The organism is Gammaproteobacteria bacterium, assembly GCA_034522055.1.
Classification (GTDB): domain Bacteria; phylum Pseudomonadota; class Gammaproteobacteria; order JAABTG01; family JAABTG01; genus JAABTG01.
This window is the reverse complement of record JAXHLS010000006.1, coordinates 827740-845478: the sequence shown is the minus strand read 5'-3', so window position 1 is coordinate 845478 and position 17739 is coordinate 827740. Positions and strand designations below refer to the sequence as shown.

General features: G+C 67.7%; 11 protein-coding genes. 9 read left to right on the top strand and 2 right to left on the bottom strand.

The window, feature by feature from the left end:
- Window positions 1-82 precede the first annotated feature (82 nt).
- The 8 genes from U5S82_22690 to U5S82_22655 all read left to right on the top strand — a co-directional run bounded on the left by U5S82_22690 (window position 83) and on the right by U5S82_22655 (window position 13796).
- Window positions 83-1774, top strand: coding sequence for an efflux RND transporter periplasmic adaptor subunit (locus U5S82_22690; GenBank protein ID MDZ7754372.1), 1692 nt, complete (start codon window positions 83-85; stop codon window positions 1772-1774).
- On the top strand, window positions 1771-3135 hold the full coding sequence (locus U5S82_22685; GenBank protein MDZ7754371.1) for an efflux RND transporter periplasmic adaptor subunit: 1365 nt from the start codon (window positions 1771-1773) through the stop codon (window positions 3133-3135). Before U5S82_22690 ends, U5S82_22685 begins: the two co-directional genes overlap by 4 nt.
- Window positions 3135-6281 (top strand): CusA/CzcA family heavy metal efflux RND transporter, encoded by a 3147-nt coding sequence (locus U5S82_22680; protein MDZ7754370.1) that lies wholly within the window; start codon window positions 3135-3137, stop codon window positions 6279-6281. Before U5S82_22685 ends, U5S82_22680 begins: the two co-directional genes overlap by 1 nt.
- Window positions 6268-7098 (top strand): efflux RND transporter periplasmic adaptor subunit, encoded by an 831-nt coding sequence (locus U5S82_22675; protein MDZ7754369.1) that lies wholly within the window; start codon window positions 6268-6270, stop codon window positions 7096-7098. Before U5S82_22680 ends, U5S82_22675 begins: the two co-directional genes overlap by 14 nt.
- Window positions 7079-8305 carry an efflux RND transporter periplasmic adaptor subunit gene (locus U5S82_22670; GenBank protein ID MDZ7754368.1) on the top strand — a complete coding sequence of 409 codons (1227 nt, stop codon included), beginning with the start codon at window positions 7079-7081 and terminating at the stop codon, window positions 8303-8305. Before U5S82_22675 ends, U5S82_22670 begins: the two co-directional genes overlap by 20 nt.
- Window positions 8306-8416: 111 nt before the next feature.
- Window positions 8417-11554 carry an efflux RND transporter permease subunit gene (locus tag U5S82_22665; protein ID MDZ7754367.1) on the top strand — a complete coding sequence of 1046 codons (3138 nt, stop codon included), beginning with the start codon at window positions 8417-8419 and terminating at the stop codon, window positions 11552-11554.
- Window positions 11551-13233, top strand: a complete 1683-nt coding sequence (locus U5S82_22660; protein ID MDZ7754366.1) for a c-type cytochrome — start codon at window positions 11551-11553, stop codon at window positions 13231-13233. The genes U5S82_22665 and U5S82_22660 overlap by 4 nt, the downstream gene beginning before the upstream one ends.
- Window positions 13234-13367: 134 nt before the next feature.
- The gene (locus U5S82_22655) at window positions 13368-13796 is read left to right on the top strand and encodes a hypothetical protein (GenBank protein ID MDZ7754365.1); all 429 of its coding nucleotides are present in this window, start codon (window positions 13368-13370) and stop codon (window positions 13794-13796) included.
- A gap of 66 nt (window positions 13797-13862) precedes the next feature.
- On the opposite strand, the gene pap is transcribed toward U5S82_22655, so the two are convergent.
- Window positions 13863-15359 carry a polyphosphate:AMP phosphotransferase gene (gene pap / locus U5S82_22650; protein MDZ7754364.1) on the bottom strand — a complete coding sequence of 499 codons (1497 nt, stop codon included), beginning with the start codon at window positions 15357-15359 and terminating at the stop codon, window positions 13863-13865.
- Window positions 15360-15579: 220 nt separating this feature from the next.
- Between pap and U5S82_22645 the strand changes: the two genes are divergently transcribed.
- Entirely contained in the window at window positions 15580-17154 is a 1575-nt protein-coding gene (locus U5S82_22645; protein MDZ7754363.1) for a glycosyltransferase family 39 protein, read from the top strand.
- Here U5S82_22645 and U5S82_22640 read toward each other — a convergent pair.
- Window positions 17124-17672 carry a DUF2058 domain-containing protein gene (locus U5S82_22640; GenBank protein MDZ7754362.1) on the bottom strand — a complete coding sequence of 183 codons (549 nt, stop codon included), beginning with the start codon at window positions 17670-17672 and terminating at the stop codon, window positions 17124-17126. The two genes, U5S82_22645 and U5S82_22640, sit on opposite strands and share 31 nt — an antisense overlap.
- Window positions 17673-17739 lie beyond the last annotated feature (67 nt).

The window sequence follows — 17739 nt, the reverse complement described above, 5'->3', positions numbered from 1 at the left end:
AGGGACGCCCCTCCGTGAGCCGTGACTCACGGACTATCACAAGCCATCACGATCCCAGGGAGCCGCTCACATCCTACAGACCATGCGCGGGTTCATCTTTCCTCTCATCGTCGTGGTCTCCGTGGCCGCGTTGTTGACCTTGTGCGGGCGCGACGACCAAGGTCCCGCGAGGATGGACCCGCCTGCCGCCGTAGCGCCCACGACGCCGGCTGCGGACGGTTCGGATACGGGTACCGATCCCATAGAGACGTTCCGCCCCGCAGGAGATGGTCGTCGCGCGGATCGCGGGACCATCCGGCTCAACGTCCCTCCCACCATCCTGGTGCCGGGCCATGACTCGGCGGCCATGGAGCGCCGCCCCTCATCAGCCGTGGCTGATGGGCGCCCGCGGCGGCCGCTCCCGCCGGATGGCGGAGCGGCCGTCACCCGCGCCGAACCGAAAGCGGCCGCGATTACCTCCTCCGGTGAAGCCGCTGGCGACGAACCGCTCCATCACGCCGCGGCTGTCCCGGCAGAACAGGGCCCGGAGCCCTATGCCCGGGCGGATAAGCCGGCGGTGCGCTCCCCCACATCCACGGCGGTGGTGGACCCTACGGTCAGCGAAGAGCTTTCTCCGGAGATCAAGGCTCGCCTGGAGGCACGGGCCGAGCGCGTGGATCAGGCCCGCTCCCGGGAGCGGGACCCCGATTACGTGGCCGACCGCACGCGGCTGCTGGCGCCCGCGGACCTGCTGGCGGCGGAGTCCGCCGAGCGCCTCGTCATCCGCCACCACGGGGGCACGCCCACCGTCACCGTCGAAGCGGCGGGGGGCAACGTCGTGCTGGAGGGGGTGGGCACCGTGGACTACGACCCCACCGCGGTCCATGACGTGAACATCACCGCCAGCGGTCTCGTGCGGGACCTCTATTTCTTCGAGGGCATGATCATCGAGAAAGGCCAGCCCCTCATGAACATGTTCGCCCCGGAGCGCCTGCTGGCCCAGTTCAACCATCTCGCCAACATCAGCAACGAGGACCGCCTCACCTATTCTTTCGCGCCGGGCCAGTTCATGGAGGACAGCCGATCCAATCTGCGTTGGTGGGGCATGGACGCGGACGATATCGAACTGCTGGAACGGTCGAAGGTGGTACTGGACGACTACGTCATTACCGCCCCCCGCAGTGGCTACGTGCTGGCGCGGCGTGCCGACCGCGGCTCCCTCATCAACGCCGGGGCCCGGGAGATGGAGAACTGGGCCCTGGTGGGGGAGACGGTGGCGCGGGTGGCGGACCTGTCCCGGGTGTGGGTGACGGTGGAACTGCCCCTGGAGGAGGTGCCCTTTCTCTTGCCCTTCGGTGCCCTGGAGAAGGGACAGCCGGTAGAGGTGGTGATCCGCGAACTGGCAGGGGATCCGCGCTTCGTGGGGCGGGTGGACCATGTGTTCGCGCAGATCCGTCCTGATACCCGGCGCGCGCGGCTGCGGGTGGTGCTGGACAACCCGGACCTGCGGCTGCTGCCCGGCATGTACGCCGCCCTGTCCCTCACCGTGGCGCTGCCGGAGATGCTGCGGGTACCCCGTTCCGCCCTGCTGTATGCCGAGGGCCACAGCTATGTGCTGGTGGAGGCCGGTGCCGGGAGCTATCGGCTGACCCGGGTGGTGACGGGGGCGCGCGCCCATGGCCGGGTGGCCGTGCTGGCGGGCCTCGCCGCCGGCGACCGGGTGGTGGAGCGCGCCCGCATGATGGTGGATCCGGATCGTGAACTGCTGTGGGCCGAGGCCGGAGGTGACCAATGATCCTCGTGGCCCACAGGATGCACGTGGCCGCAGGCGCGGTGGCCTGGCTGCTGGCGATTCTCGTCCTGACGGTGCCCGGGGCCTGGGCGGAGAGCGCCCTGGAGCATGCCCGCAAACACATGGACCCCACCTACACCTGTCCCATGCACCCCCACGTGCGCAGCGACAAGCCCGGCAACTGTCCCATCTGCGGCATGGGCCTTATCCCCATGGAGCGCCACGTGGGCGAGGCGGGACGTGTCAGGCTCTCGCCCCAGCAGCAGCGAGTGCTGGACGTGCGTACCGTGACGGCCCGGGAGAAGCCACTGCTGTGGCGCCTCAAGACGGTGGCGGAGATTACCTACGACGAGCGCAATCTGGTGGAGGTGACCGCCCGGGTCAACGGCGAAGTGGAGAACTACTACCACTTCTTCGAGGGTGACCTGGTGGAGGCGGGGGACGTGCTCATCGACCTCAAGAGCCCCGAACTCATGCGAGTGGTGCAGGACTATGCACAGGCCATGCGGTCCCAGGGCTGGGTGGAGCGCCTGGGCAGCGACATGCCCCACATCAATGCCACCTCCACCGTGACCCTGCTGTGGCGCGGCCTCGGCGAAGACGATATCAAGCGCGTCGCCAGCAGCGGCGAACTCATGAAGCACTTCGCCATCCGCACCCCGGTGAGCGGCCTGGTGGTGGAGCAGAACGTCAACCATGGCACCCTGGTGAACGCCGGGGTGCAAGGCGGTCAGTTCACGGCCATCGGCGAGACCATCGTCAAGGTGGCCGAGCTGTCCACGGTGTGGGTGCAGGCGGAGCTGCTGGGCCCGGACCTGGACCGGGTGAAAGTCGGGGACATGGCCCGCGTGCGCGTCCACGGCCGACCGGCCCGGATGTTCGAGGCCCCGGTGAGTTTCGTCTACCCGGTGGTGGACGAGGGGCGTCGCACCCGCATCGCCCGCATCGTGCTGCCCAACGAGGACCTGGCCATGGTGCCGGGCATGTATGCCGACGTGATCTTCATGCTGCCGGTGCCCGGTACGCCGGCACCACCCCACCGCGACCTGGTGGGGACCCTCGATGCGGGGGACGGCGATGAGACGGGTGGCGGAGGCGCCCCGCAGGTGGACACGGTGCTGGCCATCCCGGCCAGCGCCGTCATCGACGACGGCGATGGCCAGTTCGTGTTCGTGAAGTCGGCGGATGATGCCTATACCGCGCGGCCGGTGGAGTTGGGGGCCCCGGCAGGCCGCGAGGTGCCGGTCTACGGCGGCCTGCATCCGGGCGAGGAGGTGGTGGTGCAGGGGCAGTTCTTCCTCCAGGCCGAGGTGGCCCTGCGCACCAGCCGCGGTGGCGGCGCCCGAGGGGGGCATGACCACTGATGAATGCCATCCTCGAATACTGTGCCCGCCAGCGCGTGCTGGTGATCCTGGTGGCCCTGGTGCTGGCGGGCGCGGGCTACTGGTCGGTCAAGCACACGGCCCTGGATGCGGTGCCCGACGTCTCGGACACCCAGGTGATCATCTATTCCAAGTGGGACGGCCAGTCGCCCCGGGTCATCGAGGACCAGATCACCTATCCCCTGCTGACCACCATGCTCCACGTGCCCGGGGCCGCCGATGTTCGGGGCTACTCCGCCTTCGGCTATTCCCTCATCTACGTCCTGTTCGAGGAGGGCACGGATATCTATTGGGCTCGCAGCCGGGTGCTGGAATACCTGGACCAGGTGCGCGGCAAGCTGCCGGCGGCGGCAGACGTCAGCCTGGGGCCGGACGCCACCGGTGTCGGCTGGGTGTATCAGTATGCCCTGCGCTCGGCGCGCCATGACCTGGCGGAACTGCGCAGCCTCCAGGACTGGTATCTGCGCTACGCCCTGGAGGCCGTGCCGGGGGTGTCCGAGGTGGCCTCCGTGGGGGGATACGTGCGCCAGTACCAGGTGGAGGTGGACCCCGCCCGACTACGGGCCTACCGCATCCCCTTCGATGACGTGGTGGCGGCGGTGGAGCGCAGCAACCGCGACGAGGGTGGCCGGCTCATCGAGCACAGCGGCGCCGAATACCTGATCCGCGGTCTCGGCTACGTCACCAGCGTGGCCGACCTGGAGCAGGTGCCGGTGAAGATGGGGGAACAGGGGGTGCCGGTGACCATCGGTCAACTCGGGCGCGTCCACTTCGGCACCGACGTGCGGCGAGGCATCGCGGAACTGAACGGCGAGGGCCAGGTGGCGGGCGGCATCGTGGTGATGCAGCACGGCGCCAACGCCTCCCGGGTCATCCGGGACGTCAAGGCGGCTCTCGGCGAGGCGAAGAAGGGGCTGCCGGCGGGGGTGGGGGTGGTGCCCGTCTACGACCGCGCACCCCTCATCGACGCCAGCGTCGCCACCCTGGTCCATGCCCTGTGGTACGAATCCCTGGTGGTGGCGGCCATCGTGCTGCTGTTCCTGTGGCATCTGCGCAGCACCCTGGTGATCATCCTCACCCTGCCGGTGGCCATCCTCATCGCCTTCATCTTCACCCGCTGGATGGGCATCACCATGAACATCATGTCCCTGGGTGGCATCGCCATCGCCATCGGGGCCATGGTGGACGCCGCCATCGTCATGGTGGAGAACGCCCACAAGCATGTGGAGCGCCTGGGCCGGGACCCGGACCCCGCCGAGCACGCGGCGGCGGTGATGGCCGGCATGAAGGAGGTGGCCACCCCTATCTTCGTCTCCCTGGTGGTGCTCACCCTGTCCTTCCTGCCCCTGCTCATGCTGACGGGGGAGGAGGGCCGCCTGTTCACGCCTCTGGTGTGGACCAAGACCTTCGCCATGGGTGCGGCGGCCCTGCTGTCCATCACCCTCATACCGGCCCTGATGATGTACTTCGTCCGTGGCCGCATCTTCAACGAACAGTCCAACCCCGTCAGCACCGCGCTCATCGGCCTCTACCGGCCCATCCTCGAGGTTACCCTGCGCCTGCGGCTGGCCACGGTGGGCCTCTTCGTGGCCCTCGGGCTGGTGACGGTGCCGGTGTTCAACGGCCTCGGCAAGGAGTTCATGCCGCCACTCTACGAGGGCTCGTTGATGTACATGCCCACCACCCTGCCCGGGGTGTCCGTGAGCGAGATCGGCCGGGTGATGCAGAACCAGGACCGGGAACTCAAGAGGATCCCCGAGGTGGAGACGGTGTTCGGGAAGGCCGGGCGTGCCGATTCCGCCACCGACCCGGCGCCCCTGTCCATGATCGAGACCGTCATCACCCTGAAGCCCCGGGACCAGTGGCGCCCCGGCCTCACGGCGAACGAACTGGTGCGGGAGATGGACGCCGCGGTGAGCATCCCGGGCCTGGTGAGCGGCTGGACCATGCCCATCCGCGGGCGCATTGACATGCTCACCACCGGTATTCGCACGCCCCTGGGCATCAAGGTGTACGGCAGCGACCTGGAGGTGCTGGACCGTGTGGCCGGCCAGATGGAGGGGGTTCTGGCGAACCTGCCCGGCAGCGAGAATGTCTACGCCGACCGCACCACCCGGGGCTACTACGTGGACGTGACCGTAGACCGCCGGCAGGCCGCCCGCTACGGCCTCAACGTGGCGGACGTGCAGGAGGTGCTGCGCACCGCCGTGGGCGGGGCGAATCTGGGCTGGACGGTGGAGGGCAGGGAGCGCTACCCCATCAACGTGCGTTACCAGGCCGACCACCGGGACGATATCGACGCCCTGCGGCGCGAAGTGATGGTGCCCTTCGGCGACGGCGACTACATCCCCCTGGGGGTGGTGACGGACATCCGCGTCACCCAGGCGGCCACCGAGGTTAAGAGCGAGAACGGCCTGCTGGTGAACTACGTCTACATCGACCTCGCCGGCCGGGATGCCGGCAGCTATGTGGCGGCGGCCGAGGCCGCCATCTCGGATGGGGTGGCGCTGCCGGAGGGGGTCTACTACGAATGGAGCGGCAGCTACCGAAACCTGGAACGGGCATGGGACACCTTCGCCTACGTCATCCCCCTCACCCTGCTGGTGATCCTGGTGCTCTATTATCTGGTGTTCCAGAGCCTGACCAAGGCCCTGCTGGTGATGGTGGCCATTCCCTTCTCCCTCATCGGCGCCGTGTGGCTGCTGGCCCTGCTGGATTATCACCTGAGCGTGGCGGTGGTGGTGGGCTTGCTGGCCCTCCTGGGAGTGGCGGCGGAGACCGCGGTGGTGATGATCATCTACCTCGAGACGGCGGTGAAACGGCGCCGGCAGGAGGGCACGCTGAGGACCAGGCAGGACCTGTTCGACGCCATCCACGAAGGGGCGGTGCTGCGCCTGCGGCCCAAGATCATGACCGTGGCCACCATCGGCCTGTCCCTCATGCCCCTCATGCTGTCCGATGGGGTGGGAGCCGACGTGATGCGGCGCATCGCCGCCCCCATGGTGGGGGGCGTGGCCAGTTCCCTGGTGCTGGTGCTGCTGATCATCCCGGCGGTATACAGCTGGATCGAACAGAGGCGTCTGGGCGCGGCCCCGGTGCAGCCAGGAGCGACCCATGAAGATCCCTGATGTTCGACGCAACCTGGGCCTGCTGTTGGCGATCGGGCTGCTGCTCGTCACTGCCGGCGCCGGCGCCGAGCCGGGCCGATACCCCGCCGAGGTGGTGGTGGACCCGCGGGCCATCCACACCGTCACCCTGCGCACCAACGCCCGCATCGTGGACATGGAGGACCTCAATCCCGGGCGCCGGGTGGCGGCGGGGGACACCCTGTTCACCTTCGAGAGTGCCGAACTGCGCACCCTGCAGAAGAGCTATCTCACCACCCATCGCAACCTGGGGGATATCGGCGATATCACGCCGCGGGTGAAGGAGAACGTCACCCAGAACAAGCTGGCCCTGTTGTGGCGGGGCATGAGCGAAGAGGATATCGAACGCATCGAGGAGACCGCCGAGCCCCTGGATGCGGTACCCGTGAAGGCCCCGGTCGACGGCGTCATCACCCGCGTGGACATCCGCGTCGGCCAGGTGGTGAACGCGGGGGTGCAGAGTGGCCAGTTCGCCGCCGTGGGGGTGCCGGTGCTGCGCATCGCCGATGATCGGCGGATGCTCGTGGAGGCCCGGGTGCCCCCCGCCGACGCCGTGCATTTTCGCGCCGGCATGCCCCTCGTCATAGAAACCCGGGCGGGGAGGCTGGATGGCCAGGTGGAACAGGTGCTGCCCCTGGCGGACGCCGGCGTGCCCCGCCAGCGGGTGGTGGTGCGGCCGGTGGACCGAGCCGGCCTGCATCCCGGCATGCGCGTGCTGGTGCGCCTGCCGGGGGATACCCCCTCCCGGCCGCTGCCCGCGTCCACCCGGGAGGATGACCATGCCGGACACCACCACTGACGGCGACACGCCTATGCCCCGTATCCATCAGGCCATGAAGAAATTCATCCATCATTCCATCGTCCCCCAACTGGCGGCCGTCGTCGCACTGTTGGTCGCCGGTGCCGCCCACGGCCACGGCGAACTCAGTGCCTTCGGCAGCGAGGGAGGCGAGGGCCGCCGCACCATCCACGTGGGCCTGCCCCAGGCCATGGCAGGCCACCCCGGTCTCATCACCACCGAGCAGGCCATCGCCCAGGATCGTATCACCACCCTGCGCACCGACGGCCGGGTGGCGGCGCGCCCCGATCGTGAACAGGAGGTGACCATCAACACCGGCGGCGCCGTGCGCGAGGTGTTCATCCGCCGCGGCCAGCGGGTGGCGGAAGGAGAGCCCATGGTGAGGGTCTTCAGCCCCGACTTCATGCTCACCCAGCGGGGCTATCTGGCCATGATGGAGGATGAAGTGCGCCTGGAGCAGATCCGCACCTTGGGCAATCTGCCGGACTACCTGGAGGACGCGCGGGAGAACCTGCTGTGGTGGGGCATGACGGAAGGCGAGGTGGAGGCCCTGGTGGAGGATGGCACGGTGAAGGAGACCCTCACGGCCACGACTCCCATCTCGGGCATCGTCACGGCGGTGCTGGTGGAGCCCGGTGCCCTCATCAATGCCGGCGATCGCGGCATGAGCACCTTCGTCATCACCGGCGCGCCGGTGGCCCGGGTGGTGCTCGATGACGGCCTGTGGGCCGAGGGACGGGTCGCCCCCGAACGCCTCCATGAGATCACCGTGGGCCAGAAGGTCCGCATGCGGGTGGGCAGGACCATCAGGTGGTACGGCGGCGAGGTGGTGCTGGTGGACCCCATGGTGGACCCCGACGATGGGCGGGGCCGGTTCTATGTCACATTGGACCACTTCCCTCCCGCCTACGGCCTCGGCGCCCCCCTGGAGATGCTGGTGGAGACCCCGGAGGCGGATGGGGTGTGGGTGCCGGGCGAGGCCGTCATCACCGTGGACGGTGCCCACTACGTCTACGTCCAGAAGGATGTCGATATATACGAACGCCGCTACGTGGACCTGGGGGCCCGGGACCAGGGCTGGGTGCAGGTGAGGGAGGGTGTGGCGGCCGGTGAGGCCGTGGTCACCGGGGGCTCCCAGTTGCTGGAAGGCAAGCGCCTCCTTGGGGGCGGCCCGGGCGGCCCGGGCGGTGGGGACGATCATCACTGATCTCTGGTTGTTGGTTTTTCGTTCTTTAGTTGTTTGTTGAATGCAGGAGCCCCATGAGCGCCGTACCGGGAACAAATGACCAGGGACGAATAACAAATAACGAGGTATTCGATGGTTAACGCGATCATCCGCTGGTCCCTGAACAACCGTGTCACGGTCATGGTGGCCGCCCTGGTGGTGACGGGACTGGCGCTGTTTGCGGCCAGTCGCATGGCCCTGGACGTGTTCCCGGAGTTCGCCCCCACCCAGGTGGTGATCCAGACCGAGGCCCCCGGCTTCTCCCCCGAGGACGTGGAGCAGCTGGTGACGGTGCCCATCGAGAGCCTGGTGCTGGGTGCCCCCGGCATCGATGCCGTGCGCTCCGAATCCTCCATCGGCCTGTCCCGCGTCATCGTGGTGTTTCAGTGGGGCACCGACATCTACGACGCCCGCCAGATCGTGGGCCAGCGCCTCGCCCTCATCCAGGACCGCCTGCCGCCGGGGGTCCAGGCCCCCGAGGCCATGCCCGCCACCTCGGCCATCTCCTGGCTCCAGAAGTTCGCCCTCATCGACGGCCGGCCTGACTTCCGCGGCCTCGAACTGCGCACCTTGGCGGACTGGGTGTTCCGCTATCGCCTGCTGGCCCAGGAGGGGGTGGCCTCGGTGGTGAGCCAGGGCGGCGACGTGAAGCAGTATCAGGTGCTGGTGGATCCCCTGAAGCTGAACCAGTTCGACGTCGCACTGACGGATGTGGTGGCGGCGGCCGCCGGTGCCAGCGACATCCGGCCCGGCGCCTTCATCTATCCGGGGGGCCAGCAGGAACTCACGGTGCGCGGCGACGCCCAGGTGGATGACACCACGGACATCGCCCAGGTCCCCGTGACCCTGCGGGACGGCACCCCCATCACCGTGGGGGACGTGGCCAAGGTGAAGGTGGGTCCCGCCATCAAGCGCGGCGATGCCCGTTTCAATGGCCGGCCGGCGGTGGTGGGCACGGTGTCCAAGCTCTACGGCGCCGATACCGTGCGTACCACCGAGGGCGTGGAAGAGACTCTCGCCAACCTGCGCCAGGCGTTGCCGGAGGGGGCGCGGCTGGTGCCCGACACCTTCAGCCAGGCCAGCTTCATCCATGCCGCCATCGGCAACATGAGCGATGCCATGATGCAGGCGGCGGCGGTGGTGGCCACGGTGCTGCTGCTGTTCCTGTTCCGCTGGACCCCCACCATCATCAGCTTCATCGCCATCCCGTTGTCCCTGCTCGCCGCCATCGTGGTGCTGTGGCTGTTCGGCGTGGGGCTCAACGCCCTGGTGCTGGGGGGGCTGGTGATCGCCATCGGCGAGGTGGTGGACGACGCCGTCATCGACGTGGAGAACGTCTACCGCCGGCTGCGGGAGAATATCCTCGCCGGCCAGCCCCTGGCCCAGTTCAAAGTGGTGATGGCCGCGTCCATCGAGATCCGCTCGGCCGTGGTCTACGCCACCCTCATCATCGTGGTGGTGTTCCTGCCGGTGTTCTTCCTCCAGGGTATCGAGGGGCGCATATTCGCCCCCCTGGCCGGGGCCTACATCGCCGCCATCGTCTCCTCCCTGGTGGTGGCGGTGACCGTGACGCCGGTGCTGTGCTATCTGCTGCTGTGCTGCAAGGCCAATCGCATCGCCCTGGATCCGAGCCCCGTACTGGTGTGGCTGGAGCGCCATTACCGGCCGCTGCTCGGGAAGGCCCTCGCCCGGCCCCGTGTCGTATTCATGGGGGCCGGCGGGTTGCTGGTCCTGGCCCTGGTGGTGCTGCCCTTCCTCGGGCGCTCCTTCCTGCCGGCCTTCCACGAGGGCAACATCGTCATCGCCGTGACCCACCTGCCGGGCACCTCCCTGAAGGAGAACGTGCGCACCGGCGACTACATCCAGGCCATGCTGCGGGAACGCCACCCGCAGATCCGCACCGTGGTGCAACGGGCCGGCCGCTCGCGCCTGGACGAGGACGCCATGCCGGTGAACTTCAGCGAGTTCGACATCACCCTGAAACCGGGTCACGAGAACAGTCCCGAGTTCATGGCCGCCCTGCGGGAGGACCTCGCCTCGGTGCCCGGCATCACGGTGAACGTGGGTCAGTTCATCGCCCACCGCATGTACGAACTGCTCTCGGGCGTACGCTCCCAGCTTGCGGTCAAGATCTACGGCAGCGATCTGGACACCCTGCTGGAACTGGCCCGGGAGGTGCGGGGGCGCATCGATGGGGTGGCGGGGGTGGTGGATCTGCAGACGGAGCAGCGGGTGACCGTGCCCGGCATCGACATCCGCGTGGATCGCGCCGCCGCCGCCCGCCACGGCCTCAAGCCGGCGGACATCTCACGCTACGTGGAGAACGCCATCAACGGCGTGGTGGTAGGCCAGGTACTGGAGGAGGGTGGGCGCAGCTTCGATATCCTGGTGCGCATGGACGAGTACAGCCGTGACCACGTGGCGGATCTCGAGGACCTGCCCCTGCGCACCCCCGATGGTGCCCGGGTGCGGCTGGCGGACGTTGCGGCGGTGGTCCAGGTGCAGCAACCCTTCTTCGTGGAGCGTGAGGGCGGCAACCGCCGGGCCACCGTGGCCTGGAATGTGGAGGGCCGGGACCTCGATGGCGTGGCCACGGACGTCCAGCGGGCCCTCGCCGATCTCGACATGCCCACGGGCTACACCTGGCAGCTGGGCGGGGAATACGAGGGCCAACAGCGCTCCTCCCGCACCCTGCTGCTGTTCGGTGGGCTCGCGGTGATGCTGGTGTTCGCCCTGCTGGTGCAGGTGTTCCGCAGCCTGCCCCTGGCCCTCATGGTGTTCAGCAACCTGCCCCTCGCCCTCATCGGCGGGGTGCTGGTCCTGGCGCTGGCGCGGGTGGACCTGAACGTTTCCTCCATGGTGGGCTTCATCGCCCTGTTCGGTATCGCCACCCGTAACGGTATCCTGTTGGTATCGCGCTACCAGCGCATGCTGAGAGAACACCCCGACATGGCCATGGACAGGATAGTCACCGACGGCGCCGTGGAACGCATGGCGCCCATCCTCATGACCGCCGGCACCGCGGCCCTGGCGGTGCTGCCCCTGCTGTTCGGCTCCCCCGTCGGCAAGGAGATGGAGCAGCCCCTGGCCTGGGTGTTGCTGGGCGGGCTGACCACATCCACACTGCTCAACCTGGTGGTGGTGCCCGCCTGGTTCCACCTCATGGGGCAGCGTGACCGGGACGCCCTGAAGAGTGAGGATCGCCTGCTGGAGGAGGCCTACCAGCCATGATGAGACACCCCGCCGTACATATCGCCCTCATCGTCCTCATCGCCCTGGTCCTGACCCTCGTCGCCCGCGGCTGCGATGGCGACCACGAGTCGGAGTTGCCCGCCGAAGAACGGATCCCGGAGGCTCCCCTGGCGGCCCCGGTGGAACCGTCTGCCGCCGCTCCGGAACTCGCACCGCAGAAGACCAAGGCTGCCATCCGGTTCAACCCGTGCATCAAGCAGAGTCCCGCCCCCGCGCCCATGGCATCGTTCCCCACGCCGGCTGAGGAGGCCGGCGAGAGGGAACCGGCGGCCCCTGCTACGGCCGCCCCCCCCCCGGCGACCGTGGCACCTGCAGAAACCCGCGCGATGCTCAAAGGATCCGCAGGCGGGAGGCACTACGCCAAGGGGAGCAAGCCATGCATCAAGCAGAGCCCCACGCCCGTGGCATCTGTCCCGGCGCCTGCGGAGCAGGCCGGCGATAAGAGTTCGCCGGAGGCGGCTACGGCCGGGCAGCCCCGGGTGGCCGAGGCCCCGGCAAAGACTCCAGCGACGCCCAAAAGATCCGTGAGCGTAATGCCCTATAAAACGGGGGGCAGCCCCCGCATCAGGCAGAGCCCCACGCCCGTGGCATCTTCCCCCGTGGCACCTTCCCCGGCGCCGTCTGATGAGGCCGGCGAGAGGGAGCCGGTGGCCCCTGCCAGGCCCAGGCAATCCCGCGCGCTCGAGGTCCCGGCAGACACCCGAACGGCGCCCAAGGAATCGGTGAGCGTGATGCCCTACGCCAGGTTGACCAACCCCGGTGCCAAGGGTCCACCGGTCGCCCATACCGCCACGGCACCGCTCCACACCCCGGCCCCGCGGGCAGACGAAGCGACCCCGGCGCCTCCAGGGGAATCGGCGAGGGTGTCGCCCCCCACCCGGGGAGCCAACCCCTGCCTCAAGGGACCACCTGCCCGGGCGGTTGCCCCTGCGCGCCCATCCGTACCCACCGGTGGGGTGAACGAGGGCGCCACCCTCGAGACCGTACGTGCGGACCGTGCCATCCCGCCGCAGGATAAGGCCGGGACCGCCACAGAGCAGAGCCGGCGCTCCACCGGCGGCGGCCCGCTGCTGGCCTCCAGCCTGGACGACGGTTCCCCCGTGACCCGGCGCATCATGCGCGGCGCCGGGGAAACCCAGAGCCCGCCGCCGTCCTTAACCGCGAGGCTCGCCGCCTCCATGGACGACGGCGTCCCCGCCGCACCACGGGAACGCCACCAACACCAGCATAAGGAAGGCATCGAACACGATCACGACACGGCGCCTGGCGGCGGCGAGTCCGCCCCGGAGGACCATTCCAGGCATGTGGCGAAGATGAAGGCCGGCCGGCATACCGACCTCAGCCACCTGCGCATCGATCCACCCGTGTATCCGGCGCCTGAGAAGTATCACCCCGGCAGGAATCTCTATCAGGCCCACTGCGAGTCCTGCCACGGCGACCGCGGTACGGGCAGCGATAACGCCCCGCCCCTGCTCCACCCCTACTATGACCCCAACCTCCACGGCGACGACTACTTCTATAACGCCGTGGCCAACGGCGCCCAACAGCACCTGTGGGACTACGGCGACATGCCTCCGCTACCCCACGTCAATCGGGAACAGGTGGGCGAGATCATCAGCTACGTTCGCTGGCTGCAACGTCAGGCCAACATCTACTGATCCCAAGGGCTACTGATCCCGAGGGGCCATCCGCAGGCTCGTCCCCGGGCGCCAAAGTCCCTTCCGGCGTCGCCCCGGCAACAGCGCCGGCATCGAGTGCGATTCCGGTTCTGCCGGGTGGCGGCGTCGTATCCATGAACTATTCTGTAATGAAGGGGTGGTTTGGACGGCAGCCAAGGGGATTCGACTATGACGTTCGAAGGGCAATGGATACGGCACAATTCTTAGGCATCTATGACGAAGGCCCGGACCTGGTGTTGTCCTTCGCCCTGGACGACGGGGAGATGGACATAAAAACCCTGGGGCTCATAAGGACACCGGCGTTCGAGATGCTGCTTGAGGAGGAGGCACGTGGCGTCAGGGTGTCCATGGAGGGGGATGCGGATGAAGAAGATGATATGCTCATGGCCATAAGCGTCGACAGGGAGGTGGCTCGCATTACTACCTCGAGGCGGCGTTATGAGGTGGATATTTCCGGCATAGAGACAACGGAATGGGATGCCATGGTGGAGATGATAGGCAGGATGAATTTCGACTCGCGGTTTGAAGTGAGCATCGGCTGATCCGGCAGCCGGTGGGGTGCGGGGCCGGGTTTCCGTCGCCGGGAGCAAGCGACGCGCGGGACGGGCTCAGACGCGATCCAGGGCCCGTTCCAGGGTGTCGCAGAAGGTTCTGAGCACTTCGATGCGTCCATACAACTTGTCATTGCCCGCCACCACCGTCCACGGTGCGTGGGCGGTGGAGGTGCGTGCCACCATGTCGTTGACGGCGTCCTTGTAGGCGTCCCAGCGCTCGCGGTTACGCCAGTCCTCGTCGGTGATCTTGTGCTCCTTGTAGGGCACCTCGACGCGGGCCTCGAAGCGGGCAAGCTGCTCTTCCTTGCTGATGTGGATCCAGAACTTGGCCATGGCGATACCGGCCTCGGCGAGTTGCTCCTCGAAGACGTTGATCTCACCGAAGGCCCGCATCCACTCGGCCTGGGCGGCGAAGCCTTCCACCCGCTCCACCAGCACCCGGCCATACCAGGAGCGGTCGAACAGGGCCAAGTAGCCTGCCCGCGGTATATGGCGCCAGAACCGCCATAGATAGTGATGAGCGCGTTCCTCATCGGTGGGCGCGGCGATGGGGATGACCCGGTAGAGCCGGGCGTCCATGGCGCCGGTGACGCGGCGGATGGCACCACCCTTGCCGGCGGCGTCCCAGCCCTCGAATACCGCCACGGTGGATACCTTGGCGTTCCATGCCGCCCAGGACAAGGTGTTCAAGCGGCTCTGGTATTTCTTCAACTGGCTCTTGTAGTCCGTGCGCTCCAGGGCGGGGGAGAGGTCCACGTGGTCGAGAATGGTGATCTGGGCCTCGGGGGTGTCGATGGACATGGGTTCGGGGAGGACGGCGGCGACCTCGGAGGGCGGTGCTGCGGCCAGGGCGAGACGTCGTTCGAGGGCCGCCAGCAGGGTCTCACCGGCGGTAAAGTCGCGATAGCGGGGATCCGCGGCCTCGATGACATACCAGGGGGCGACGCCACTGTCGGTGGCCCGCAGGGCACCCTCGCTCACCTCGATGAACTGCTTGTAGAGCTTGGCGAACTCCTTCTGCTTGGGCGCCAGCTTACGGCGCCGGTCACCCTTCTTCATGGCCTTGAAACGCTTGGCCTGGGCCTCCTCGGACAGATGGAACCAGAATTTCACGATGAGGGCGCCGTCGTCCGTGAGCATGCGCTCGAACTCGGCGATGTGAGCCAGTTCCTCGTCCAGTTCCGCCTCGGTGGTCTCGCCGGTGGCCCGGCGCACGATGGGAGTCGTATACCAGGAGCCGAACAGCACGCCGATGTTCCCGTTGGGTGGCAGGGCCCGCCAGAAGCGCCACCATCGCGGTCGCTGGCGCTCCTCGTCGGTCTCGTCCCAGAAGGCGATGGTCTGCAGGCCGCGCGTATCCAGCCACTCGTGGAGGCGGTTCACCACTTCGCTTTTGCCGGCCCCCTCCACACCGGATACTACGACGATGACCGGGAAGTCCGCGTTCCTCAGGCGCCGCTGGGCGTCCAGGAGACGGGTGCGCAACTCGGGCTCCCGCGCCTTGAAGTCCTTCTTGTCGATGCGACGGCCCACCTCGGCGGCATCAAACATGGGGGTATTCTCCGGTTCGTCTGGTTGTTCCCAAGTATAGGCCGGGATCGCCCCTTAATGGCCGCGATATCGCCGTCGGAGTTTGAAGCGGAACGATCGGGGCTTGGATAGTGATTAAGGGGTGGGCGGGGGCTGCCATTCGGAGCCCTCGCCTGACGGGGGATTGGGGTATCATGCGTGCGCCCGTTCAACCCGCCGAACCCAACCTTCCCACCGCACCATGCCCAAGAATGAACTTCCTGCACTGGGGCTTCTCCTTCGCCATGGGGGCCTGCTGCTCGCCGCTTATTTCGGTATCCATGTGGTGACGCGGATGCTGGTCACGTCCACCCTCGGCCTCGACGAGGCCGAGCAGTTGCTGTTTGCCCGGGAGTTGGAAGCGGGCTATGGCGTCCAGCCCCCCCTCTACACCTGGTTGCAGTGGTTCGTTTTCCGTTTCACGGGACCGACCATCTTCGGCCTGGCCCTGCTCAAGAACCTGTTGCTGGCTGCGACCTATGCTTTCACCTACGCCGCCGCACGCACCATGCTGGGGCGGCGGGACATGGCCCTGGTGGCAGCCGCATCGTTGTTGTTTCTGCATCAGGTGGCCTGGGAGGCCCAGCGTGATCTGTCCCACTCGGTGCTGGTGACCGCCTGTGCCGCCGGCCTGCTGTATGCTCTGGTGAAGACCATCCGCGACGGCCGCCCAGGCGCCTTCGCCGCCCTCGGCCTGTTCCTGGGTGCCGGCCTCGTGGCGAAGTACAGCTTCGCGTTGTATGCCGTGGCCCTGCTGGGGGCCGCGGCCTGGCTTCCGGAGACCCGTGCCCGGCTGTTGCGCCCGAGTCTCGGTATTACCGTTGCCATCGCGGCTGCGGTGGTGCTGCCCCATTCCCTCTGGTTGCTGCACCACCTGGACGAAGTCACTCTCTCGGTGATCCATGATCTGGACGGCAAGGAGCCACTGTCGGTGCCCATGCGTCTGGGCGTGGGGTGGGGCAGCCTGCTGTGGGCCCTGTTCCAGTTCCTGACCCCCCTGTGGCTGGTCTACGGTCTGGTGCTGTGGCGGCGTCCCCGGGGGGCCGGATGCGCGCCCCCGCCGGACGACCTCTGGCGGCGGCTCATGGTGCGCTACGGGCTGCTCGTCCTGCTGGGCATGACGCTGCTGATACTTTTCACGGAGAGCGCCTACTTCAAGACCCGCTGGATGCTGCCCTACGCCTATCTCGCGCCCATCGTATTCCTGCTGCTGTTGCACCAGCGTCTCACGCCCCATCGTCTCGAGGCCTTTGCGCGTATCGCCGCAGGGTTCGCCCTCCTGGTCCTGGTGGCCATGCCCGCACGTATTCTGCTCTACGATATCCTGGACGCCCCGGATGAGATCAATGCGCCGGTTGCGGACATCGCGGCGCAGCTGAGCCTACGGGGCTGGAACGGGGGCGTGTTGATCACGGACGAGAATTATCTGGCCGGGACCCTGCAACTCCATCTTCCCGGTACCGTGGTCGTGGACGCGAACCGTGACCGGCCGGCCCCCGACCATCTGCTCGCCGGGCGTTGCGGCATCATTCTGGTGTGGGAGGATGCCCGTCTGGCGAGTCCCCCGAGCCCGGTGCTACGCGCCTATGGCAGGCTCACCGGGATGGCATGGCAGGGCGGGGATGGCCTCACCCTGGAGGCCCCCTACGCATATTCAGACCGCGTCTTCCGGGTGGGTGCGGCCCACGACGGCGATGCCTGTGTCGGTCCGGAGCGGTCCCTCGGGGCGGGGCCCCATGGATCCGGTCACCACATGAGATCGTCCGGCACCTCGTAGCCGGCATAGGGGTCGTCTTCTTCAAGGGGCTTGTCCGATAGATTCGGTGGGATCACCGCTGCGGGATCCCGCGTCTTTATCTTCTCCGCCACCGCCACGGGCACCACCTCGTAACCGTCACCGTACCTGACGACGGCCAGTTGGTCGCGGCCGAGCCGCTCGTGCATGGCCTTCGTCACATGGATCCTGCGCACCACGGTGTCGTCCACGAAATGATAAGGGACGTCTCCGCCTTCCCGGGGCTGGCGGTGGGCCTCGACGAGCTGGCGGATCTCGGCCACCCGGGCCCGGCGCGCCGCCGCCTCCTGACGTTGCAGGTTTAGGGTGCGGTCCCGCGCCGCCTTTTCAGTTTGGGCCCGGCGCAGCTGTTCCCGTTCCTCTGCGCTGGCGGGCGGCGCCCCCTTGCGTGCCTTCTCCTGGTGCTTGCGGCGCTCGACCTTGGCCTTGTGCGCCTTCTTCGCTTGCTGTTCGTTGGCCACGCCGGTCTTCAGTAACTGGTCCTGCAGGGAACTGCTCATTTTTTCATCTCCTTCGGGGTATCCCGTATGGCCTGATCGGAACCGGAACAAATGTCATCAGTGTGCC